Here is a 21,223-nt window from a genome sequence, read left to right on the forward strand (position 1 = left end):
TTGCCCCTGATAGCGGTGTGCCAGTCACAGCAGTACCAGCTGACACGCCCTCATCGGGGGCAAGTCGAATCGTCGCACCGCACCTCCCACATTTAGAATTATTGTCGGCTTACCTATCCGTTCGGTCAGTAGCGGAAAAAAAACGTTTCAGCGTAGCCTGCTCCCCGTGATCAAAGGAGGAGATTGCTATGTCTGAAGCCCAGGCGATTCGTTATGAGAACACCGTGCCACGCAGCATGGTGCACCGCGCCGCCGTCAGCGAAGTGTTTCTGACAAGTGCGGAACGGGTGAAGGAACGTCACTTTCGTTGCAGCGCACAACTGCCGCGCACCCATAGTTATTTCAGTGAACATACCCACAGCGCCGCGCACTACGACATGTTGTTATTGCTCGAAGTGTTCCGCCAGGCGTCGATCTATATTTCCCATGCGTTCCTGGAGGTGAGTGCCCAAGCCAAGTTTATTTACTTGGACAGTGTCACTCGCATGGCCGACCGTAGTGCGTTGATCGTCGGGGACCGCCCGGCGTCGGCTGAGATCGATGTACATGTGGTAGACGAATATCTGCGCCATGGCCAGCGCAGTGGCGTGACGTTGAATATGTCGTTGCACATCAATGGTGAAGTTGCCGCGCATCACGAACGCATGAGCATCCGATGGATCAGTGCTGCGGCGTGGAACAAGATGCGCGCGCGCGCCCTTGCGGCGATTCTCGCTGATGCCGACCCGTTGGCACAGCGTCCCCCGCCGTTGTGCCCCTCTGTGGTGGGGCGCCAATGGTTGAATAACGTGGTACTCGGTCGCGATCTGGAGCAGGGCGTCACACGCCTGGTGGCGCCGTTGATCGTCGACCTCAATCACCCGGCAATCTTCGATCATCCCCTGGACCATATCCCCGGCATGTTGCTGTTGGAAGGTTTCCGTCAAGCGGCCCTGGTGGTCGCGGACCGGCAGTTGCAGGCCAGCGCCGAGCAGTTGCTGTTGTCCCGTTGCCATGTGGTATTTGCCCGCTTTGGCGAGTTCGGTTTGCCCACGCGGGTGCGCGCCGACTTGGGCTCATTGGCGCGTGAAGAGCACGGCCGTATCAGCCTGAGGCTGGATGTGGAGCAGGGCGGTGCGGTGATCGCCACGGCCGAGCTCGAGTTACTGCCCGTTGCCACCAGTCAGCCGCTGACGCTGGTGGCAGGGGGTGTCCAATGAGCGATTTGAAGTTCGTCTGGTTCGATTTTGGCGGCGTGTTGTCGCCACCCATCCCCGCGCTGTTCGAGCAATACCAGGCCAAGACCGGCCTGGCGCCACGGGTGTTGCAACAGGCCATGCGTGATGTGGCCGATGACCTCGGCGTGCCGATGTTGGCGCCGGTGGAGAGCGCGTTGCTCACCGAACAAGAATGGGGTCAGCGCCTGGAGCAGGCGCTGCGTCGCCGTTATCCGCAGATCGACCTGAGCCGCGCACGCTTGCAAACCTTCGGTGAACAATGGTTCGCCGGCGTGCCGGCCAATGCGCCGTTGGTGGCGGCCGTGCGAGCGCTTAAACGTGCAGGTTGGCGGGTCGGCATCCTGACCAACAACGTGGTGGAGTGGGCGCCGTACTGGCGCGCGATGGTGGGCCTGGACGAGGTGGTCGAGCTGATTGTCGATTCCAGCCAGGAACGCACCCGTAAGCCGCAGGCCGCATTTTTCCAGGTGGCCATTGAGCGTTCCGGCGTGGCTGCCAAGCACAGCCTGTTGATCGACGACGTGCTGGAAAACATTGAAGCCGCCGCCGCGCTGGGCTGGCAAGTGCTGCATTTTACCGACAACCATCAGGCCATCACCCAGTTGCAACGCCTGACGGGCGTCAGCCTGTTGCAGCCTGTAGGGGAGTCTGCCTGATGCCTGTCGCCGTGATTGCCGACCCCCGGGTTACCGTCGCCGGTATTCCCAATCTGGATGCGCCGCCGGCCTATCAACCCGCCAGCCTGGCGGCCAATGGCCTGTCGAGGATATTGCTGCCCAGTGGCCATCTGGCGTATCACCTGACCCGTTACGAACACGTGCAGGCCTTGTTGCTGGATAACCGAGCGAAACGCGGCCCGTGCAACCAAGAGGGCGGCGCGAGTTTCCTGCCGACCATTTCTCCGCCGGAACTGTTGTTGAACAGTGACTTCCCTGAGCACGGGCGTCTGCGCAAAGTGGTCGCCCGGGATTTTAGCCCCAGTGGCGTGGAGGCGCTGCGCAATAAAACCAAGCAGGTCATCCACCAGCGCCTTGACGCGCTGCAACGCCAGGGCGACGGCGCAGACCTGTTTACCCAGGTGCTCGACCACATCCCCTCCATCGTGAGCTGCCATTTGCTCGGTGTTCCCTTGGGCGACCGCGCGTATTTCCGGCCGTTGGGCCATGCCGTGCAAGTGGCCTCGTCTGCCGATGTGCCCGAGTTGCTGAACCAGTTCTGGGGCATCTATGACTACCTGACCGACCTGGTCACCGGCGCGCGCCCGACCTGCCAGGACGGCATGATCCAGCGTTTAGTCGCGGCGCGGGCCGACAGCGAGCCACCGCTCACCGACCAGGAACTGGTGGGCGTCCTGCTGGGGGTACTGATCGGTGGCGACCAAAATGCCCTCTCGGGGCTGAGCAAGGTGGTGTACACCCTGTTGGCGGCGCCGCCGTTATGGCAGCAATTGGTGGACGATCCGGGGTTGATCCCGAATGCCGTCGAAGAGCTGCTGCGGCTCATTCCCCTGGGGACTATTTCGATCTTCCCGCGCTCGGCCAGCGCCGACCTGGAAGGACCCTGGGGGCTGATTCCCGAGGGCAGCAGCATCTACGCCGATGCGTTCGCCGCCAACCGTGACCCGGCAGTGTTCTCAGACCCGTTGACGATTCGCCTGGACCGTAACGAAGCGCGGCATCTGCAGTTTGGCTACGGCCTGCATAACTGCATGGGCGCGGCGTTGGCGCGCATGGAAATCACCACTGTGGTGCAGATCCTCGTGCAACGCTTTCCCAACCTGCGCCTGGCGGTACCGGCCGACCAGGTGCCCTGGGTCAACGGCATCATCCTGCGTCGTCCGTCCGGCTTGCCGGTGCACGATTTCACTTCATCCTGACTCTGCGTTCTGACTGTGGAAGGCCCCATGAAAAACTCGTTTTCCGATACGGCTCTACTCACCATTATCCTGCTGGCGATTTTCGTCGTGCCCAGTTCCATCTCCGGCACGGCGTTGGCCCTGCCGGCGATTGGCGCGGATATCCAGGCGCCGTTGACCAATCTGCAATGGGTGGTCAACGCCTTTAACCTGGCGTTTGCCTGCTTCACTTTGGCGTGGGGCGCGCTGGCGGATCGGCTTGGGCGCAAGCGCTGCTTTGTGGCGGGTGCTTTCTTGTACGTGACGGCCTCGGTGCTGTCGGCGGTAGCCGAGAATGCGTGGCTGCTGGATGCGGCACGAGGGTTGGCCGGGGTTGGCGCCGCGGCAATTTTCTCGTGCGGCATTGCTATTTTGTCCACCCACTTCGATGGCCCGGCACGACTGCGTGCGTTTGCCTTGTTCGGCACCGTGGCAGGGCTGGGCGTGAGCCTGGGTCCGACCTTGTCCGGCCTGTTGCTGGACAGCGTCGGCTGGCGCGCAATTTTCTGGTCCCATGCGGTGACCCTGTTGATCGTGTTGGTGGGCAGTCCCCTGATCACCCGTGACCGTGCATTGGCGGCACGCACCGCGCGGTTTGACGTGCCAGGCGCCACCTTGTTTATCCTCGCGTTATTGGCGTTGATGGTGGCCATCGTGCAGGGCTCGCAATGGGGCTGGACCAGCACGGGCGTATTGGGCCTGGTGGTGTTGGCGGGAGTGTTGTTGGTGGTGTTTACCCGGCAGGAACGACGTCACTTGCAACCGATGCTCGACCTGTCGTTGCTGGCGAGCGGCCCCTTCGTGGGGCTGGCGTTGGTCACTGTGGCTGCGTCGGTTGGCTTTGTGACGTTGCTGACGTACTTGCCGAGTTATTTGTTTGGCGTGCTGCAATTAAGCCCCACCCATGCGGGGCTGGGGATGTTGCTGTTGACGGTGCCGATGCTGTTTTGCCCGATTCTGGCAGGCAAGTGGGCGGCGCGCGGGGTATCGGCCATCGGCATTCTCAAGGCCAGCCTGGTTGCGTTGCTGGTGGGCGTGGTGACACTGGCATTGATCAGCCAGGTCGGCGTGGCATTGTGGCAATTGGCGTTGCCGTTGTTGCTGGTGGGCATCGGCATGGGGCTGTCGGCGGGGCTGGTGGATGGCCTGGCGTTGAAGACCGTGCCCGCACAGAAGGCCGGGATGGCCGCAGGGTTGCTCAACACGTTCCGCCTGGGCAGCGAGGCAATTGCCGTAGCGTTGTATGCCTCACTGCTGGCGACATTGCTCGACAGCCAGCTGCGTGACGCCTTGAGTCACTTGGCGCCCGATTCCGCCACGCTGCAACGCTGGATCGACGACGTGGCAGCCGGCAACCTCACTGGCTCCCTGCAAGCGTTGAGCAGCGAACAGGCCGCCAACGTGCATAGCCTGTTTATCGGCGGGTATGACAGTGCCTTTCACGGCGTGCTCTGGGTGTTGGCGTTTGTTTTGCTGGTGCTCACCGTTGTGGTGAGCTGGCTGGTGCGACCGCTGCGGCAACAAGAGCTTGTCGAGGCGCAATTGGCTACGTGAGTTTGAAATGCGGAGCCTTTGGGAGGGGGCTTGCCCTAATGCCAGTCAGTTAAGAGATGACAGGAGCAACAGAAAGCCGCTCATCTGCTGTTTCCTTAACTGACAGGCATTAGGGCAAGTCCCCCAATCGTTGACCGAGTCGATCAGTAGAGTTGCGGCACGATCAACTCCGGCGGTGTCGGGCTGCGGGAATATTCCTCGTGCCGCACGCGCTGCGGCAGTTCGATCACCGGCAGTTGCACTTCTTCATAGGGCATCTGGTTCAACAGATGGTTGATGCAATTGAGGCGCGCCTTCTTTTTGTCATCGGCCTGCACCACCCACCACGGTGCCTCGGCGATATGGGTACGTTCCAGCATGATCTCCTTGGCCTTGGTGTAGGCCTCCCAGCGCCGACGGGACTCCAGGTCCATGGGGCTGAGTTTCCACTGTTTAAGCGGGTCGTGGATGCGACTGAGAAAGCGCAGGTGTTGTTCCTGGTCGGAGATGGAGAACCAGTACTTGATCAGCTGAATGCCAGAGCGGGCCAGCATGCGTTCGAACTCCGGCACGGTGCGGAAGAACTCTTCGTACTGGTCTTCATTGCAAAACCCCATGACCTGCTCGACACCCGCGCGGTTGTACCAGCTGCGGTCGAACAGCACGATTTCCCCAGCGGCGGGCAAATGCGAGACGTAACGCTGGAAGTACCACTGGGTCTGTTCACGGTCATTCGGCGCGGGCAGGGCGGCCACACGGCACACCCGAGGGTTGAGGCGTTGGGTGATGCGCTTGATGACACCGCCTTTACCGGCGGCATCGCGGCCTTCAAACAGGATCACCACTTTGTGCCCGGTCTTGACCACCCAGCTCTGCAATTTCACCAGCTCACCCTGTAAACGGAACAGCTCGCTGAAATAAATCCTGCGCGCGGCTTTCTCCGGGCTTTCGCCCACATGATCGTCAAACAGTGCGTTGAGGTCGTGCCCGTCTTCGGACAGTTCCAGCTCCAGCTCTTCATCACTGTGATCAAGCAGTTCGCGGTGAATGCGCTGCATCAAGGCGTCTTCTATAGAGGACATGGGCGGAGCTCGCGTGGTGGGGGATGGCAAAGTCTTAGTCGCAATTTGTTACGAACCAATGACATCAAAATGCCCGGTTGTGGCGGTAGAGGGGGACAAACAGGCGTTCTGCCACTGTGCATTCATAAAACCGTAACAAGAATGTTGCAGAGTGCCCGAGCCCGAAATTCACAAGGATTTTCCTGAATGAAACGTCTGATGAAGTCTGCTGCACTCGCCGTCGCGGTTTCTCTTGGTGCCTCCCCGGTGTTTGCTGCCGAAAGCATCCGCCTGACCGGCTCCGGCGCGAGTTTCCCTGCACCGATCTACCTCACCTGGTTCAAAGATTTCAGCAAGAAGACCCCTGGTGTCACCGTTGACTACCAATCCAAGGGCAGTGGCGCAGGTGTACAGGACTTCCTGAACAAGACCGTTGACTTCGCGGCCAGCGACTCGGCCATGAAAGACGAAGAAATTGCCAAGGTGGCCGAAGGCGCACAGTTGCTGCCAATGACCGCTGGTGAAATCGTATTGGCCTACAACCTGCCGGGTAACCCTAAAGGTCTGAAACTGCCACGCGACGTCTACTCCGACATCTTCCTGGGCAAGATCACCAAGTGGAACGATCCAAAGATCGTTGCTGCCAACCCGAACCTGAAACTGGGCGACACGCCGATCACCGTCGTGGTACGTGCCGACTCCAGCGGCACCACCGCGGTGTTCACCAAGCACTTGTCGGCGATCAACGCTGACTTCAAGAAGGACTTGGGCGAAGGCAACACCGTCAACTGGCCTGCCACCGACAAGTTCATCAAGTCGCCGAAAAACGACGGCGTGACCGCCACCGTACGCCAGACCCCCGGCGCTATCGGCTACATCGAGTACGGCTTCGCCAAACTGGCCAAGGTTGACTTCGCCGAGCTGCAAAACAAGGCCGGCCAATACGTGGTGCCGAACGCCGAAAGCGGTGCCGAAGCACTGGCTGCGGTGAACATGCCGGAAAACCTGATCGCCTGGCTGCCAGACCCGGCAGGTGCCAAGTCCTACCCGATCACCACCTACACCTGGATGATCTTCCGCAAGGACAACGGCAACCCGGCCAAGGCCAAGGCCATGCGTGACATGGTTGAGTACAGCCTGACCGAAGGCCAGAAAATCGCTGACTCGATGGGTTACATCCCACTGCCGCCGTCGGTAGTCGATCAGGTTCGCAAAGCGTCCGCCAACATTAAGTAAGGCTCGCCAAGCTTCTCCCGGTGTGGGCTGAGCGCCATGCCGGGAGGGTTTTCCTCCTGTTCTGGAACTCGTCCATGACCACACCCTTTGTCGTACCGGTAAACCCGGATTCTGCCTGCCAGCCACCGTCGACCAAAGACTTCCTGGTTGACCGCACCTTCCGTGCGGTTGCACGCATCGGCGTGGTGCTGGTACTGGCGCTGGTTTTCGCGCTGGTGTTCGAAGTCGGCCGCAAGGCGCTTCCAGGCATGGAAAAACACGGTCTGGACGTGATCTTCGGTAGCGTCTGGGACGTTAACCAAGGCAAGTACGGCATTCTGCCGGCCATTTGGGGCACGCTGTACAGTGCCTTTATCGCGTTGCTGATCGCCGGCGTTTTCGGCGTCAGTATGGCGATCTTCCTCACCCAGGATTTCCTGCCGGCAAAACTGGCGGCGGTGTTTCGCACCATCGTCGAACTGCTCGCAGCCATCCCCAGTGTCGTCTACGGCCTGTGGGGTATTTATGTGGTGATCCCGGCCATTCGCCCGCTGACCGCGTGGCTGAACAGCGAACTGGGCTGGATTCCTTTTTTCGGCACGTCCCTGAGCGGGCCCGGCTTGCTGCCGGCCGCGCTGGTACTGGCCATCATGATTCTGCCGACCATCGCGGCGGTATCCCAGGACGCCCTGACGGCGGTCCCGATGAAAACCAAGCAAGCGGCCTACGGCATGGGCACCACCCACTGGGAAGCGATTCTCAAGGTGATGGTGCCGTCGGCGGCCACTGGCATCTTCGGCTCCCTGGTGCTGGGCCTGGGCCGCGCACTGGGTGAAACCATGGCCCTGGCCATGTTGGTGGGCAACGCGAATACCATCTCGCTGTCGCTGTTTGCCCCGGCCAACACCCTGGCGGCCTTGCTGGCGCTGAACTTCCCCGAAGCCGGCCCGAACGAGGTCGAAGTGCTGATGTATGCCGCCTTGGTGCTGATGTTCATCACGCTGCTGGTGAACGTCTTTGGCTCGATGATCATGCTCTACGCGCAACGGGGTCAAAAATAATGACGAACCTGACTTCCCCTATCAAAGCCATGCCGAGCTTGCAGCGCAGGTTCGAAGGCCGCGCCCTGCGCAGCCTGGTGCTGACCACGCTGGTGTGGGCCGGTGCGGTGGTGGCCAGCGTGCCGCTGATCTCCGTGCTGTACATGCTGATTACCCGGGGCGGTGCGCGCCTGAACCTGGAAGTGTTCACCGAACTGCCGCCCACTGGTTTCGAGACCGGCGGTGGCTTCGGTAACGCCATGGCGGGCACCTTTGTGATGGTCGGCATCGCGGCCGCCATCGCCGTACCGGTGGGCATCATGGCCGCCGTGTTCCTCGCGGAACTGGGGCCGGACAGCAAGTTGGCCAACGCCGCACGCTTCGCCGCCAAGATGCTCACGGGCCTGCCGTCGATCCTGGCCGGTGTCTTCGCCTACGCCCTGGTGGTGATGACCACCGGCACCTACTCGGCACCCGCCGGTGGTGTGGCACTGGCGGTGTTGATGCTGCCGATCGTGGTGCTGACCGCTGAAGAGTCGATGCGCATGGTGCCCAAGATCATGAAAGACGCCGCCTACGGCATGGGCTGCACGCGCTCCCAAGTGATCTGGAAAATCGTCTTGCCCACCGGCCTGCCGGCGATCCTCACCGGTGTGATGCTGGCCGTGGCTCGCGCCGCTGGCGAAACCGCGCCGCTGCTGTTTACCGCGCTGTTCAGCAACTACTGGATCTATCACGACGGCAGCCTGGCGGTGATGAACCCCACGGCCTCCCTGGCGGTGCTGATTTACAACTTCTCCGGCATGCCGTTCGACAACCAACTTGAGCTCGCCTGGGCGGCCTCGTTGGTGCTGGTAATGATCGTGCTGGTCGTGAATATCGTGAGCCGTATCTTCGGCAAGCCAAAGTACTAAGAAAGGGAGCATCTGAATCTTGAACGCCTCTACTGCGCAAATAGCCGCTCCGTTTATCACCGACTCGCCTGTGGTCATGGACTGCAAGCTGGACAAGATTTTCTACGGTAACTTCATGGCCGTGCGTGACAGCCATGTGCCGATTGAAAAGAACAAGATCACCGGGTTTATCGGCCCGTCCGGTTGCGGTAAATCCACCGTGCTGCGCAGCCTCAACCGCATGAACGACCTGGTGAAGGGCTTCCGTTTCGAGGGCCATGTGCACTTCCTCGGCCAGGACGTCTACGGCAAGGGCGTGGACCCGGTGGTGGTGCGCCGCTACATCGGCATGGTGTTCCAGCAGCCCAACCCGTTCTCCATGAGCATCTTCGACAACGTGGCCTTTGGCCTGCGCCTGAACCGCTACAAGGGCGACCTGGGCGACCGCGTCAAGCACGCGCTGCAAGGCGCCGCGTTGTGGGACGAGGTCAAGGACAAGCTCAAGGTCAGCGGCCTGTCGCTGTCCGGCGGCCAGCAGCAACGCCTATGCATCGCCCGCGCCATCGCCACCGAGCCGGAAGTGCTGTTGCTCGACGAACCGTGCTCGGCACTCGACCCCATCGCCACCCGCCGTGTCGAGGAGCTGATGGTCGAGTTGAAAAAGGACTACACCATCGCCCTGGTGACCCACAACATGCAGCAGGCGATCCGTGTGGCCGATACCACGGCGTTTTTCTCGGTGGATATCTCCCAGGGCACCCGTACCGGTTATCTGGTGGAAATGGGCCCAACCACCCAGATTTTCGAGAACCCACGTGAACAAATGACCGGGGACTACATCAGCGGCAAGTTCAGCTGATCCCGCCTTTCATCGTTTTTCAGGAATGCCAATGACTGCAACACGTCGTCTTGATCTGACTGCGATTGAACGCGCACTGCGTGAAGTGCAGGGGCGTTTTGCCGCGCTCAGCCGGGACTTTACCGAGCCCCGTGACCCGTTGACCGACGAGGTGTTGCAGAATGTACTTGAAGGCTATGCCCTGATTGACGACTATGTCGCGCGGGGTGTCGACCTGTTCGATCTGCAGCAGTTGAACCTGATGCTGGAGATCAACGCCACGGTGCTGTGCGGCAAAGACCCGGTACGTCGGCTGGAATACGCCCCGCACCTGGCCGCCACCGAAGAGCGCTTCTTCAACAACGTTGAAGGCGGCATCAAGGACTTGCACAGCTGGTACTGCAGGCACCACAACGAGTCGGTGTGGAAGCGCGCCGCCGGGGTGTATGTGCGGGTACTCAGCAAGCCGCAGTTGTTTATCGAAGGCAATCACCGCAGCGGTTCGCTGATCGTCAGCTACCTGTTGATGCGTGAAGGGCTGCCGCCGTTTGTTCTGACGCTGGACAACGCCGAGGGTTACTTCAATCCGTCCTCGGTCATTCGCAACTCCGCCAAGCATGGTGTGAAAGCTTTGTACGAATTGCCCAAGATCAAGAAAAAATACGCTGCGTTCCTGGAAGATAACGCACCTGACCCGGCGCAGTTTTTCTTGAAACACGCCCCGCTGTCTGTGTATCGGAGTGGTATTTGATGGGAAGTCATTCAGTGCTCGACACGCTGCACAGCACGATCCACCGACCGCGCGTGCGCATCTCGTTCGATATCGATGACACCCTGGCGTGCCAGCCGCACCACAGCGCCGCTGAAGACAGCACGCTGCCCGATTGCGTGCATCGCTGGCTGGGCGAGCCGTTGCGCAATGGCACCCGCGCTTTGATCCGCGAACTGCGTCGCCAGAACTGCAGCATCTGGGTCTACACCTCGTCGGGGCGTACCCCGGTGTATATCCGTCGTTGGCTGATGCTGTATGGCATTCACGTCGATGGCGTGGTCAACAGCGTGCGCCACAGCCAGGCCCTGACGGAACGCGGGCTGGTCAACGCCCCGTCAAAACTGCCGTCGGCGTTTGATATCGACCTGCACGTGGATGACTCCGAAGGTGTGCACCTGGAAGGCCGTGATCACGGTTTCCGCGTGGTGGTGGTGCGCCCGGATGACGAACAGTGGGCGCAGCGCGTGTTGGAGGCGGTGGCTCACGTACAGGCGCAGTTGGCTTGGCAGCAGCAACCGCGCCGTAGCGCACCTTCTACGCTTGGGTGGCATCCGTCAGCTGAGCGCCCGTCAAACCTTGCAGCTCAGCAAAGCTGAGCCCCGGGACCATCTCGATCACTTTCAGGCCGGCGTCGGTCACATCGATCACGCACAGGTCTGAGTAGATACGGTCCACACAGCCCATGCCCGTTACCGGGTAGCTCAACTGCTCGACGATCTTCGCGTCGCCCTGGCGCGTCACGTGTTCAGTCACCACAAACACTTTTTTCGCACCGATGGCCAAGTCCATCGCACCGCCCACGGCCGGGATGGCGTCGGGTTCGCCGGTGTGCCAGTTGGCCAGGTCACCGTTGCTGGCGACTTGGAAGGCACCCAACACGCAGATGTCCAGATGGCCGCCACGCATCATCGCGAACGAGTCGCCGTGGTGGAAAAAACTGCCACCCTTGAGCATCGTCACGAATTCTTTACCGGCATTGATCAGCTCCGGGTCCTCTTCGCCTTTAGGCGGTGGCGGGCCGAAGGCGAGCAGGCCGTTTTCCGAATGCAGGAAAATATCCTTGTCGGCGGGCAGGTAGCTGGCGATTTTGGTCGGCAGGCCGATGCCCAGGTTGACGTAGGCGCCTTCGGGGATGTCCTGGGCCACGCGTTGGGCAATGGCGTCGCGGGTCAGTTTTGTGTAGGTCATGGCTCAAGCCTCCGTCGCTGATTGGGCGGTGTCGACGCGCACCACGTGCTGCACGAAAATGCCAGGGGTGACGATATGTTCCGGGTCCAGCGCGCCGAGTTCGACGATCTCGCTGACCTGGGCGATGGTGGTGCTGGCGGCCATCGCCATGATCGGGCCAAAGTTGCGCGCCGACTTGCGGTACACCAGGTTGCCCCAACGGTCGCCCTGGTAGGCTTTGATCAAGGCAAAGTCGGCCTTGATCGGGTATTCCAGCACATAGTGCTTGCCGTCGATCTCACGGGTTTCCTTGCCCTCGGCGAGCAGGGTGCCGTAGCCGGTGGGCGTGAACACCGCGCCGAGGCCAGAACCGGCGGCCTGGATACGGCAGGCCAGGTTGCCCTGGGGCACCACTTCCAGCTCGATCTTGCCGGCACGGTACAGACCGTCGAAGACCCAGGAGTCGGCCTGGCGCGGGAACGAGCAAATGATCTTGCGCACTTGCCCGGACTTGAGCAGCGCCGCCAGGCCATAGTCGCCGTTGCCCGCATTGTTGCTGACCAGCACCAGGTCGCGGGCACCGTGTTCGATCAGGGCGTCGATCAGTTCGGCAGGCTGACCGGCAGGGCCGAAGCCGCCAATCATGATGGTGGCGCCGTCGTGGATCTGGCTGATGGCGGCCTTTACGGATGTATCGGTTTTATCGAGCACGGGGCCCTCCTGAGCGTGTTCTGGAATCGTTGGTTCAGACCGGCGCAAAGCCGACGGTCATGCCGCCACAGACGTACAAGGTCTGACCGGTAATAAAGCCGCTGCGTTCATCGAGGAAAAACGCGGCGGACTGCGCCACGTCTTCCGGCAGGCCAATACGCTTGAGCGGGATCGAATCGATGATCTTCTGCGTACGCGGCGCACCCGGCGGGTTGGCCTTGTTAAATAGTTCGGTACTGATTGGCCCTGGGCCGATGGCGTTACAGGTGATGCCATGCTCACCCAGTTCCAGCGCCCACACCCGAGTGAAACCCAGCAGCCCGGCCTTGGTGGCCGCATAGGCGCTGCGCAGGTCTTTGCCCAGCGCGGCGCGGGACGACACGTTCAGCACCCGGCCAAAACCGGCGTCCTGCATGCCCGGCAGCACGGCTTGCAGGCATTGCAGGGCGCAGCGCAGGTTCAGCGACACGGCCAGTTCCAGCTCGGCCAGGGTTTGCTTCTCGACGCTGGCGGGTACGACGATGCCGACGTTGTTGACCAGGCGGGTAATCGGCCCGCCCTTGAGGGCTTCCTGCAATGCCTCGGCAGTGGCTTCCGGGGAAGACAGGTCGGCGATGATGCCATCGCCCACACGGTCGATGACCACCGGCTCGTAACCCTCGGCGCGGCAGCGTTCAGCGATGGCGGCACCGATACCCGAGGCGCCGCCGGTGATGAGTACGCGTTGTTGAGTCATGGGGATTCCTTAGGCCAATGCCGATGTCGATTTGCTTGCCGGCGCTTGGACGGCTTCGCTCTCAGTAGGGGACTGCACGCCAATCCGCGAGATCAGCATCAGTGCACAAACAATGGTGATGACGACGTGGGTGACGGCCAGCGCGATCACCGGCACGATGGTGCCCGTCAGGCCAAACAGGAACTGGCCGACAATCGGTGTGGTGCCGGCGAACAACATGCCGCACAGCTGGTAGCACAGCGAGATGCCGGAGTAGCGCACGTTGGCCGGGAACGCCTTGACCAGGATGCCGGCCATCGCCGCGTAGTACATCGAGTGCGGAATGGACGCCAAGGCCATGCCAAACATCGCCCAGCCCACCGAGCCGGTGTCGATCAACCAGAACATGATCGGCATGGCGATGATTTCCGGCAGCAGCATCCACAACACGGCTTTTTTCAGGTCGATGCGGGTGGCGAGCAGGGCGCCGAACGGCTGGATAAAGAACTGCACCAGAATCGCAAAGGAAATCACACCGAGGAAGGCGGTGCGGTCAAAACCGACCGAACTGACCGCCCAGGACAGCGCGAACGTCGTCTTGAAGTAGGTGGCCGACAACGCGATCACACACGCACCCACGCCCATGGCAATGATCGTCTTGTGATTGCGCAGCAACTCGGCAATTGGCAGCTTGACCACTTTATTCTGCTGCTTGAGCGCTTCCATCTCGGGTGATTCTTCCACGTTCATGCGGATAAACAGGCCGACCAGCACCAGCACCGCCGAGAACAGGAACGGCACACGCCAGCCCCAGCTCACAAACTGCTCATCGGGCAGGGTGGAGCAGGCGAGGAACGCCAGGGTCGCCAGCAGGTTACCGGCCGGTGAGCCTTGCTGCGCAAACGCTGCGTAGAAAATCCCCTTGCCCTTGGGCGCATGTTCCGAGGCCAGCACTACGGCACCGCCCCATTCGCCGCCCATGGCGATACCTTGCAGCAAACGCAGGAACACCAGGGCAATAGGCGCCGCGATACCAATGGTCTGGTAAGTGGGTAACAGCCCAATGGCGGTGGTGCACACGCCCATCAGCATCAGGGTGATGACCAGGGTTTTCTTGCGACCGATCTTGTCGCCCATATGGCCGAAAATGATCCCGCCCAATGGGCGCGCCAAAAAGCCGATCCAGAAGGTGGCGAAGGCCGCCAGGGTGCCGGTGAGGGCCGATGTTGCGGGGAAGAACAGCTTGCCCAGCACCAGCGCGGCAGCGGTGCTGTAGGCGTAAAAGTCATACCACTCGACGGTGGTACCAATGAAGGACGCGATGCCGGCTTTCTTGGCTTTTCGCGCTTTTTCTTGCTCTGTGTCGTGATTCACAGTGTGTCTCCGATTATTTTTATGTTGGCGTATTCAGGCAGATGTCACAGGGTGCTGGCAGGCAGTGACGTCTTTGGGTATCAGGGTTTTTGCTCGCGTTCGCGTTTGGCTACGCGCAGGGCCAATAGCTCAGCGTCGCGCCAGCTCACGCGGTCAACCCAGTCTTCCAGGGGCAGCAGGGCGCGGCGTTGGCGAGCGACTTCGGCAACCAGTTCGGCGGACCAGGGGGTAGTGTCGGTGCGCTCTGCGGCCATGTCGGCATAGGCTTGGCCCATGCGTTGTGCATGGTCACTGATGCCGCCGCGGTAATTGAGGTCGGACGTTTCAAAGGGGCCGATCACCGACCAGCGCAGGCCCAGGCCGTGTTTGACCACGGTGTCGATGTCCTCGACGCTGGCGACGCCGTCACTGACCAGGCTGTAGGCCTCACGCAGCACCGCGCCTTGCAGGCGGTTGAAGATGAACCCCTTGATTTCCTTGTTCAGCACCACCGGTTTCAACGCACAGCGCGTGTAGATCTGGCGCGCCAGTTCGACACTGGCCGCAGCGGTGCGCGACGACGGCACGATTTCAATCACTGGGATCAGAAACGGCGGGTTGCCGGGATGGCCGACCAGGCAACGGGGTGCACAGTCGAGATGCTGGCAGAAGTCGGAGGAGGGCAGTGCCGAGGAGGAACTGGCGAACACCGCCGTGAGCGGTGCATGTTGTTCCAGTTGCTGGAAAACGGCTTGTTTGATCGCCAGTGTTTCCAGCACGCACTCTTGTACGAAGATAACGTCTTTAACCGCGCCGGGCAGGCTGTCGTGCAGGCTGACACGGGCGGTTAAATCCTCAACGCTGCATGCCAGGAAACCGCTGCCCGCCAGCAGCGTGGCTTGTTTGGAAAGTTTGTCTTTTGCCAGGTCCAACGCCGTTTCATTACTGTCGTAAAGATTGACGGTATAACCGGCTTGAGCGAATAGAAGTGTAAATGCCAGGCCAATGCTGCCCGCACCGATAACGGCGATTGTTTCGCAAGTTAATGTCACAGCAACCTCGCGGCGCACGAAAGTGCATAAAACGACGGCGTAAAAAGTTATACCCGAGGCAAACTAATGCAAAGCAAGTTAGTTGCGGATATCCACTTTTAGATTGTTATTGTTCGAGCTGTTCTGCTGCTGGCCATCATATCTTTGCGGGGCGTACAGACAAGCGCAGAAAAGGGGAAGTGTTCGATAATCGCCCGGATTGCGGTTTTGGCGGTTGTACAGCCGATGGCGCTGGCCACTCTGTGAAGTGGGCGGCAGCGCCTGATTATGCGGGCAGGGACGTTAGCGATTGACGTTTTTTTGCAGGTGCGCCGGGTAGCGTTCACCCACGATTTTGACCTGCTCAAGTGCGCTGGCAATGGCCTTAAGGTCGGTGTTGCTCAAGACCAGTTCGGCGGCGGCAATGTTCTCTTCCAGGCGATGCAACTTTGTAGTACCTGGAATAGGGACGATCCACGGTTTCTGCGCCAGCAACCACGCCAAGGCGACTTGCGCACGGGTGGCGCCCTTGCCGTCGGCAATGCTGCCCAGCACTTCCACCAACTGTGCATTGGCCTTGCGGTTCTCTTCGGTAAAACGCGGCACCACATTGCGGAAATCATCCGCCGCGAATTGCGTGTTGGCGTCGATGGCTCCCGTCAGGAAACCCTTGCCCAGCGGACTGAACGGTACAAAACCAATGCCGAGCTCTTCCAGCACCGGCAGGATCTGTTCTTCCGGCTCACGCCACCACAACGAGTACTCGCTTTGCAAAGCCGCCACAGGCAGCACGGCGTGGGCACGACGGATCGCATCCGGCCCTGCTTCGGACAGGCCGAAATGCAGCACCTTGCCTTCGTCCACCAACTGCTTGACGGTGCCGGCCACTTCTTCGATAGGCACATTCGGGTCAATACGGTGCTGATAAAGCAACTCGATACGGTCAGTCTTGAGTCGCTTCAACGAAGCTTCGACCACCGCCCTGATGGTTTGCGGACGACTGTCCAGACCTTCCGCCGGCAGGCCGTTCTTGAAGCCGAACTTGGTGGCGATGACCACCTGATCCCGCATCGGCGCCAGCGCTTCACCCAGCAACACTTCGTTGGTATACGGCCCGTACGCCTCGGCGCTGTCAAAGAAAGTGACGCCCTTGTCGAAGGCCTTGCGAATCAATGCAACGGCGGCCTTTTGCTCCAGTGCCGGACCATAGGCGAAGCTCAGGCCCATGCAGCCCAAACCGAGCGAAGACACTTCCAGACCGCTTTTACCCAACTGACGCTTCAACATGTTTCGTCTCCTTCGCAAAGATGAGGTTCACCCGTAGACTCTAGATTCCTGCGCCACCTTCAACAATCGGGTCTGCGCTTCATGGGTAATTGAGGTATTTTCACAAATGATTCGTGCAGGACTCCCCGAACTCACCGCTTTTGTTGCCATCGCCGAACAGCGTAGTTTCAGCGGTGCGGCCAGGATGCTCGGGGTTTCTCCGTCGGCACTCAGCCATTCAATGCGCGGGCTTGAATCGCGCCTGGAACTGCGACTGTTCAACCGCACCACCCGTTCAGTGGCCCTGACCGAAGCGGGCGAGCAACTTTTCCAACGGGTGCAGCCGCTACTGGGTGAACTTGATTGTGCAGTCAATGACGTAACGTCCGAGCGCAATACGCCCTCAGGGCTGATACGCCTGAGTGCTTCGGAGTCGTCGTTCAAACTGTTGATTCGCGACGTCATGCCCAAATTCCTCCAGGACAACCCGCAAATCCATATCGAATGCGTGGTCGACAGCCGACTGGCAGATATCGTCGCGGACGGTTTCGATGCCGGCATCCGCCTATTCGACGATGTACCGCGCGACATGATCGCCGTGCGCTTTGGCCCGGATGTGCGGTTTGCTGCCGTTGCCTCACCCGGCTACCTGAGCCGCCATCCCGCACCGCAGACACCGCAGGACCTAAAGGCACACCGCTGCATCCGTTTTCGCTTTGCCAGCGGCACATTGTTTCGCTGGGACCTGGATCACGAGGGCCGTTCGGCAAGCGTGGATGTGGACGGGCCGATGACCCTGGACAATATCAACCTGATGGTTGAGGCAGCGTTGGCCGGTGTCGGCATTGCGTGGGTGCCGGAGCATCAGGTCGACGAGCATTTGCGGGCGGGGCGTCTGGTGCATGTGCTGCCGGAGTGGGGGCCGTGTTATGCCGGTGCGTGCCTGTATTACCCGGCGAACCGCCATCCGCCGATGGCGTTGCGGATGTTTGTGGAGGCGGTGCGGGAGTGGGTGCGTGGGTGAAACTTTGTGGTGAGCGAATGATTTAGCGATTTTTCTAAAAATGTTTAGAGTTATTTCGAAAATTAGCACTAAAAAGTTACAGGATTCGAACTTATTCGATTGAGTGGGCTTGGCTGTTTGATGGTTTGATTTGTGCGTGGCGAGGATTCATATAGGTGCAATAAAAGATCGCTATAAGTTGGCCGCAACTGTCAGGTGTCACTTTTAGGTGAGGGGGGTAAACATTGAGCTGTCAATGGATGCTGATAATTGCATTTCTATGGGTGTCGGATGTTGCTGCAAACGAAGTGAGCGTTAACGTAATAAATCAGAAGATGCTCAGGCCTAACATTCAGGGCTTCCTCAGTAGCGAGCAGAATGGAGAGCTGGACAAGGCTTTGGCCCGACGAGCTTTTGTTAGAGACGAGGAATATAAGTGTGACAACCTTGCTGGCAAGGAAAAACGTACGGCATGTCAGCTAATTGAGCTGGGCGATGCAGCGGCCAGGCAGGATATGCGCTCATGGGTTGAAAAGTACCGTGCATTTAAACAAGCAATAGCGAAGCATGATATTTCACTGGGACGGTGGAATCCGTATTTTAGCGAGATAAATGACGATAGCCTCGATCAACTCAGTAAAGTTCCCCCGTTGGAGGTAATAGGTGTGCCGACACTTTTTATGCCCTACAGGGACGGCGACCCACGTGTATTCGGTGAAAAGCGCGTAACGATGTTAACCGACACTCAGGGCAGCGAATGGCTTTTGGATACAGGGGCAAGTCATACGTTGATCAATGCCGATGCCGCTAAAAAACTAAACGCACAGCTTTTGCCGGGTATTCAAGCTACGTTGACGTCCTATCATTCTGATGGTCGTCAACAATTACAATTGGCGATCATTGATCGGTTGGACTTTGAAAACCTTTCGCTAAAAAACGTCGTTGTTTATGTCTATTCAGGTGAATCTGTTATTGGTTTGGATCTCCTCAAAAAAGTTGGCCGAGTCGCTGTGGAAAAGCAAGGGCTGTCCAGGTTGAGCGTTGAAGACTTTGATGCACGATTCAGAAAGTGCAAAGCGCCGGTTTATTTGGGCAGCAATATTTTTACCACGCAGCAATTCTTGTTCCTTAGCGTTTCTGTTGCGCAACAAAGGCACTATGCCGTGCTGGATACCGGTATTGGCGGTTACTTAAGGCGCAGGGCCAACCCTGATGGGAATCAGGCAGAATTTAAAAGTTTCGATTACAACAAAGACGGCGTCAATGCTTCCATGGGGTACTACATTACCCGTGTTGTCCCGATGCAAATTGCTGATGTGTCCAAAACCGTACCCATCATGGATGTATTCGATACAAACTATCCCGCGCCCTACCTGCTGGGAACGGGCGTATTGAGTGACTATGACCTCTTGATGGATTACGGCGGTAGACGGGCGTGTCTCTCCGAGCGACTCAATAATGTGAGAGTGGGGAGTGCGAATGAAAACCGAATAAAAGAGGCCAGGGAGGCTCTTCGTAACAAAGACTATTCTGAAGCACTAACGCTAGCTCGTGAGGAAGTAGATGCGAACCATTCGCCCGCTGCTTATAACATTCTAGGGACAATGTATCTTCTAGGGCTAGGTGTTCAAGCCTCCAGAAATCAAGCAATTGATTATTACGGGCGTGCCGCAAGCGGTGGTCTCGTCAGTGCTCAGGCGACTCTGGGAGCCCTATACCTTCAAGACTCCAAAAGCAACGCTGATGTAAAGCGTGCAAAGAAGTGGTTAACCAAGGCTGCAGAAAGTAATTCGGACTCTGCACTCTATAATCTGGGACTTATTCATGAACAAGGGCTAACAGGGGCGAAGGATTTAAACCTGGCGGTGGACTATTTTAAGAAGGCATCTGCGCTAGGATATACCTTGGCCAAGGTCAGGCTGGGGGTGTTGTATCAAAGTGGGTTGGTCAAACCAGAAAAAGAACAAGACGCTATCACACTGTTTCAAGAAGCCAGCGAATCAGGCTCCCCCTCTGGCGCTTTCTTCCTGGCTAAAAGCTACGGCACCGGAGAGGGGGTATCTAAACGTTTCGACTTGGCGGCCAAGTGGTATCTGGTTGCGGCCCAGCGCGGGGTGCCTATGGCACAAGCCAATATCGCCTCCATGTATGAGCAAGGACTAGGGGTCAATAAAGACGCGCTTGCGGCCTATAAGTGGTATTGGCTAGCCAGTTCCAAGATGCCCGCGGTGTTGCCACGACTCGATGTGGTGAAAACACAACTGTCGCCAGCAGATATTGAACGACTGGACTCGTTGAAGAAGACATGGCCCGGCGAGGTTGAAACCTCCGTAGAGAGCTGGCGTATGACAATACGCGAATAGAAACCAGGCCAAGCATGACAGCCTGACTGGCAAACTTCAGGAAACCTTTCAATGACTTGTATGGCGATGATTGTCGGTTTGAGAGTGGTGTTCGTCGGCAGGACGCTGGGGGAGAGGAATTGCGGTGCAAGGTCTAAAATTGCGGAGCAAAAACAAAAAAGGCCTGCATGAGAAACCTCACGCAAGCCTTTGATATCTATGGTGCCCGAACCCGGAATCGAACCGGGACGCCCTTACGAGCGGGGGATTTTAAGTCCCATGCGTCTACCAGTTTCGCCATTCGGGCGGTAGCGCGGTGTTGCAGGGTTGGGAATATATAGACCCGAGCGCTTGGGCGCAAGGTCGAAGAGCAGCTTTCTTCAACCCTTGCTTAGATAAAAAAGCTCGATAGATCAGGCATCTACATAGATACCAAGGCTTTCTAGTAAGCACCCGCCACCGCACTCGCACCACTGACAATCGCAATCCCCGAGCTGCTGCCCAAGCGCGTCGCGCCGGCCTCGATCATCGCCAAGGCAGTCGCCACATCCCGTACGCCCCCGGAGGCCTTCACGCCGATCACCGGGCCGACCACTTCACGCATCAAGCGCACGTCCGCCAAGGTCGCGCCGCCGTGGCCGAAGCCGGTGGAGGTTTTGACGAAGGCAACGTTGAGTTCGCGGCAGATCACGCACGCTTGGGTCTTTTGTTCATCGTTGAGCAAGCCGGTTTCCAAAATCACTTTCAACGGCACCGAGCCGCAGGCCTTGAGTACCTGGGCGATGTCGTCACGCACAAGGTCCAGCAGGCCATCCTTCAACCAGCCGATGTTCAGCACCATATCGATTTCCCGCGCACCGGCCTGGATCGCGAGTGTGGCCTCGTAGGCCTTGGCTTCGCTCAGGCCTGCACCCAGCGGGAAGCCGACAACGGCGCACACCAGTGGGGACGTTCCAGTCAGGCACTCAACTGCCAGCGGCACATTCGCGCTGTTGACGCACACCGACTTGAAACCATAGGTGCGAGCTTCGTCGCACAGCTGGCGAATGCTCACCTGTGAGGCGTCGGCGGCCAATAAGGTGTGATCGATATACGCGGCAAGGGACGTGGCGTCTTGAGACATGGCAGAAGTCCTGTGGCAGAGGGTGCTGGCAAAAGCCGGTTTGTGTTAA

General features: G+C 59.2%; 20 protein-coding genes and 1 tRNA gene. 12 read left to right on the forward strand and 9 right to left on the reverse strand.

Going from position 1 to position 21,223, the window contains the following annotated elements:
* The first annotated feature begins 188 nt into the window (after nt 1-188).
* Genes DYL61_RS09750 through DYL61_RS09765 form a run of 4 tightly spaced genes read left to right on the forward strand, consistent with a single transcriptional unit; the run spans nt 189 to nt 4,665 of the window.
* Nucleotides 189-1,199 (forward strand): ScbA/BarX family gamma-butyrolactone biosynthesis protein, encoded by a 1,011-nt coding sequence (locus tag DYL61_RS09750; RefSeq protein WP_135308164.1) that lies wholly within the window; start codon nt 189-191, stop codon nt 1,197-1,199.
* Nucleotides 1,196-1,873, forward strand: coding sequence for an HAD family hydrolase (locus DYL61_RS09755; RefSeq protein WP_135308165.1), 678 nt, complete (start codon nt 1,196-1,198; stop codon nt 1,871-1,873). The genes DYL61_RS09750 and DYL61_RS09755 overlap by 4 nt, the downstream gene beginning before the upstream one ends.
* Nucleotides 1,873-3,093: a cytochrome P450 gene (locus tag DYL61_RS09760; protein WP_135308166.1), complete on the forward strand. Its 1,221-nt coding sequence runs from the start codon at nt 1,873-1,875 to the stop codon at nt 3,091-3,093. Before DYL61_RS09755 ends, DYL61_RS09760 begins: the two co-directional genes overlap by 1 nt.
* A 27-nt stretch (nt 3,094-3,120) precedes the next feature.
* A complete protein-coding gene (locus DYL61_RS09765; protein WP_135308167.1) occupies nt 3,121-4,665 on the forward strand; it encodes an MFS transporter in 1,545 nt (514 codons plus the stop codon).
* A 143-nt stretch (nt 4,666-4,808) separates the two neighbouring features.
* On the opposite strand, the gene ppk2 is transcribed toward DYL61_RS09765, so the two are convergent.
* Nucleotides 4,809-5,726 (reverse strand): polyphosphate kinase 2, encoded by a 918-nt coding sequence (ppk2, locus tag DYL61_RS09770; protein ID WP_135308168.1) that lies wholly within the window; start codon nt 5,724-5,726, stop codon nt 4,809-4,811.
* A gap of 186 nt (nt 5,727-5,912) precedes the next feature.
* Between ppk2 and pstS the strand changes: the two genes are divergently transcribed.
* The 6 genes from pstS (at nt 5,913) to DYL61_RS09800 (ending at nt 11,059) form a co-directional block, all read left to right on the forward strand.
* Entirely contained in the window at nt 5,913-6,941 is a 1,029-nt protein-coding gene (pstS, locus tag DYL61_RS09775) for a phosphate ABC transporter substrate-binding protein PstS (RefSeq protein ID WP_135308169.1), read from the forward strand.
* A 74-nt stretch (nt 6,942-7,015) separates the two neighbouring features.
* On the forward strand, nt 7,016-7,981 hold the full coding sequence (pstC, locus tag DYL61_RS09780; protein WP_105696892.1) for a phosphate ABC transporter permease subunit PstC: 966 nt from the start codon (nt 7,016-7,018) through the stop codon (nt 7,979-7,981).
* Nucleotides 7,981-8,874 (forward strand): phosphate ABC transporter permease PstA, encoded by an 894-nt coding sequence (pstA, locus tag DYL61_RS09785; RefSeq protein WP_135308170.1) that lies wholly within the window; start codon nt 7,981-7,983, stop codon nt 8,872-8,874. Before pstC ends, pstA begins: the two co-directional genes overlap by 1 nt.
* Nucleotides 8,875-8,950: 76 nt before the next feature.
* Nucleotides 8,951-9,712 carry a phosphate ABC transporter ATP-binding protein PstB gene (gene pstB, locus DYL61_RS09790; protein ID WP_218187290.1) on the forward strand — a complete coding sequence of 254 codons (762 nt, stop codon included), beginning with the start codon at nt 8,951-8,953 and terminating at the stop codon, nt 9,710-9,712.
* A 31-nt stretch (nt 9,713-9,743) separates the two neighbouring features.
* Nucleotides 9,744-10,442 (forward strand): hypothetical protein, encoded by a 699-nt coding sequence (locus DYL61_RS09795; protein WP_135308172.1) that lies wholly within the window; start codon nt 9,744-9,746, stop codon nt 10,440-10,442.
* Nucleotides 10,442-11,059, forward strand: a complete 618-nt coding sequence (locus DYL61_RS09800; protein WP_238704553.1) for a hypothetical protein — start codon at nt 10,442-10,444, stop codon at nt 11,057-11,059. The genes DYL61_RS09795 and DYL61_RS09800 overlap by 1 nt, the downstream gene beginning before the upstream one ends.
* On the opposite strand, the gene DYL61_RS09805 is transcribed toward DYL61_RS09800, so the two are convergent.
* The 6 genes from DYL61_RS09805 to DYL61_RS09830 all read right to left on the reverse strand — a co-directional run bounded on the left by DYL61_RS09805 (nt 10,998) and on the right by DYL61_RS09830 (nt 16,727).
* Nucleotides 10,998-11,651 (reverse strand): 3-oxoacid CoA-transferase subunit B, encoded by a 654-nt coding sequence (locus tag DYL61_RS09805; protein ID WP_105696896.1) that lies wholly within the window; start codon nt 11,649-11,651, stop codon nt 10,998-11,000. The genes DYL61_RS09800 and DYL61_RS09805 overlap by 62 nt on opposite strands.
* A 3-nt stretch (nt 11,652-11,654) precedes the next feature.
* Complete coding sequence (locus DYL61_RS09810) at nt 11,655-12,341, reverse strand: 3-oxoacid CoA-transferase subunit A (RefSeq protein ID WP_135308173.1); 687 nt, start codon at nt 12,339-12,341, stop codon at nt 11,655-11,657.
* 34 nt (nt 12,342-12,375) lie between these two features.
* A complete protein-coding gene (locus tag DYL61_RS09815; RefSeq protein ID WP_135308174.1) occupies nt 12,376-13,077 on the reverse strand; it encodes an SDR family oxidoreductase in 702 nt (233 codons plus the stop codon).
* Between the two features lie 9 nt (nt 13,078-13,086).
* Nucleotides 13,087-14,430 carry an MFS transporter gene (locus DYL61_RS09820; RefSeq protein WP_135308175.1) on the reverse strand — a complete coding sequence of 448 codons (1,344 nt, stop codon included), beginning with the start codon at nt 14,428-14,430 and terminating at the stop codon, nt 13,087-13,089.
* 80 nt (nt 14,431-14,510) lie between these two features.
* Nucleotides 14,511-15,461, reverse strand: coding sequence for a 3-hydroxyacyl-CoA dehydrogenase (locus DYL61_RS09825; protein ID WP_135308176.1), 951 nt, complete (start codon nt 15,459-15,461; stop codon nt 14,511-14,513).
* Nucleotides 15,462-15,743: 282 nt separating this feature from the next.
* The gene (locus DYL61_RS09830) at nt 15,744-16,727 is read right to left on the reverse strand and encodes an aldo/keto reductase (protein ID WP_135308177.1); all 984 of its coding nucleotides are present in this window, start codon (nt 16,725-16,727) and stop codon (nt 15,744-15,746) included.
* Nucleotides 16,728-16,833: 106 nt separating this feature from the next.
* On the opposite strand from DYL61_RS09830, the gene DYL61_RS09835 reads away from it, so the two are divergent.
* Together DYL61_RS09835 and DYL61_RS09840 are read left to right on the forward strand one after the other, a co-directional pair.
* Complete coding sequence (locus DYL61_RS09835) at nt 16,834-17,730, forward strand: LysR family transcriptional regulator (RefSeq protein ID WP_135308178.1); 897 nt, start codon at nt 16,834-16,836, stop codon at nt 17,728-17,730.
* A 239-nt stretch (nt 17,731-17,969) separates the two neighbouring features.
* Nucleotides 17,970-20,072 carry an aspartyl protease family protein gene (locus DYL61_RS09840; protein WP_135308179.1) on the forward strand — a complete coding sequence of 701 codons (2,103 nt, stop codon included), beginning with the start codon at nt 17,970-17,972 and terminating at the stop codon, nt 20,070-20,072.
* A 199-nt stretch (nt 20,073-20,271) separates the two neighbouring features.
* On the opposite strand, the gene DYL61_RS09845 is transcribed toward DYL61_RS09840, so the two are convergent.
* Nucleotides 20,272-20,358: transfer RNA gene (locus DYL61_RS09845), tRNA-Leu, on the reverse strand.
* Between the two features lie 135 nt (nt 20,359-20,493).
* Nucleotides 20,494-21,174, reverse strand: coding sequence for a deoxyribose-phosphate aldolase (gene deoC / locus DYL61_RS09850; RefSeq protein ID WP_135308180.1), 681 nt, complete (start codon nt 21,172-21,174; stop codon nt 20,494-20,496).
* Nucleotides 21,175-21,223: the final 49 nt, after the last annotated feature.

This window comes from Pseudomonas nabeulensis (genome assembly GCF_004682045.1).
Lineage (GTDB): Bacteria > Pseudomonadota > Gammaproteobacteria > Pseudomonadales > Pseudomonadaceae > Aquipseudomonas > Aquipseudomonas nabeulensis.

Excerpts from the sequence above, each read along its gene's own strand:
- DYL61_RS09805 (WP_105696896.1), bottom strand. The coding sequence starts at position 11,651 with ATGACCTACACAAAACTGACCCGCGACGCCATTGCCCAACGCGTGGCC.
- pstA (WP_135308170.1), top strand. The coding sequence starts at position 7,981 with ATGACGAACCTGACTTCCCCTATCAAAGCCATGCCGAGCTTGCAGCGC.
- DYL61_RS09815 (WP_135308174.1), bottom strand. The coding sequence starts at position 13,077 with ATGACTCAACAACGCGTACTCATCACCGGCGGCGCCTCGGGTATCGGT.
- DYL61_RS09800 (WP_238704553.1), top strand. The coding sequence starts at position 10,442 with ATGGGAAGTCATTCAGTGCTCGACACGCTGCACAGCACGATCCACCGA.
- DYL61_RS09755 (WP_135308165.1), top strand. The coding sequence starts at position 1,196 with ATGAGCGATTTGAAGTTCGTCTGGTTCGATTTTGGCGGCGTGTTGTCG.
- DYL61_RS09830 (WP_135308177.1), bottom strand. The coding sequence starts at position 16,727 with ATGTTGAAGCGTCAGTTGGGTAAAAGCGGTCTGGAAGTGTCTTCGCTC.
- pstB (WP_218187290.1), top strand. The coding sequence starts at position 8,951 with ATGGACTGCAAGCTGGACAAGATTTTCTACGGTAACTTCATGGCCGTG.
- DYL61_RS09760 (WP_135308166.1), top strand. The coding sequence starts at position 1,873 with ATGCCTGTCGCCGTGATTGCCGACCCCCGGGTTACCGTCGCCGGTATT.
- deoC (WP_135308180.1), bottom strand. The coding sequence starts at position 21,174 with ATGTCTCAAGACGCCACGTCCCTTGCCGCGTATATCGATCACACCTTA.
- DYL61_RS09840 (WP_135308179.1), top strand. The coding sequence starts at position 17,970 with ATGCTGATAATTGCATTTCTATGGGTGTCGGATGTTGCTGCAAACGAA.
- DYL61_RS09750 (WP_135308164.1), top strand. The coding sequence starts at position 189 with ATGTCTGAAGCCCAGGCGATTCGTTATGAGAACACCGTGCCACGCAGC.
- pstS (WP_135308169.1), top strand. The coding sequence starts at position 5,913 with ATGAAACGTCTGATGAAGTCTGCTGCACTCGCCGTCGCGGTTTCTCTT.
- DYL61_RS09795 (WP_135308172.1), top strand. The coding sequence starts at position 9,744 with ATGACTGCAACACGTCGTCTTGATCTGACTGCGATTGAACGCGCACTG.
- DYL61_RS09765 (WP_135308167.1), top strand. The coding sequence starts at position 3,121 with ATGAAAAACTCGTTTTCCGATACGGCTCTACTCACCATTATCCTGCTG.
- pstC (WP_105696892.1), top strand. The coding sequence starts at position 7,016 with ATGACCACACCCTTTGTCGTACCGGTAAACCCGGATTCTGCCTGCCAG.
- DYL61_RS09835 (WP_135308178.1), top strand. The coding sequence starts at position 16,834 with ATGATTCGTGCAGGACTCCCCGAACTCACCGCTTTTGTTGCCATCGCC.
- ppk2 (WP_135308168.1), bottom strand. The coding sequence starts at position 5,726 with ATGTCCTCTATAGAAGACGCCTTGATGCAGCGCATTCACCGCGAACTG.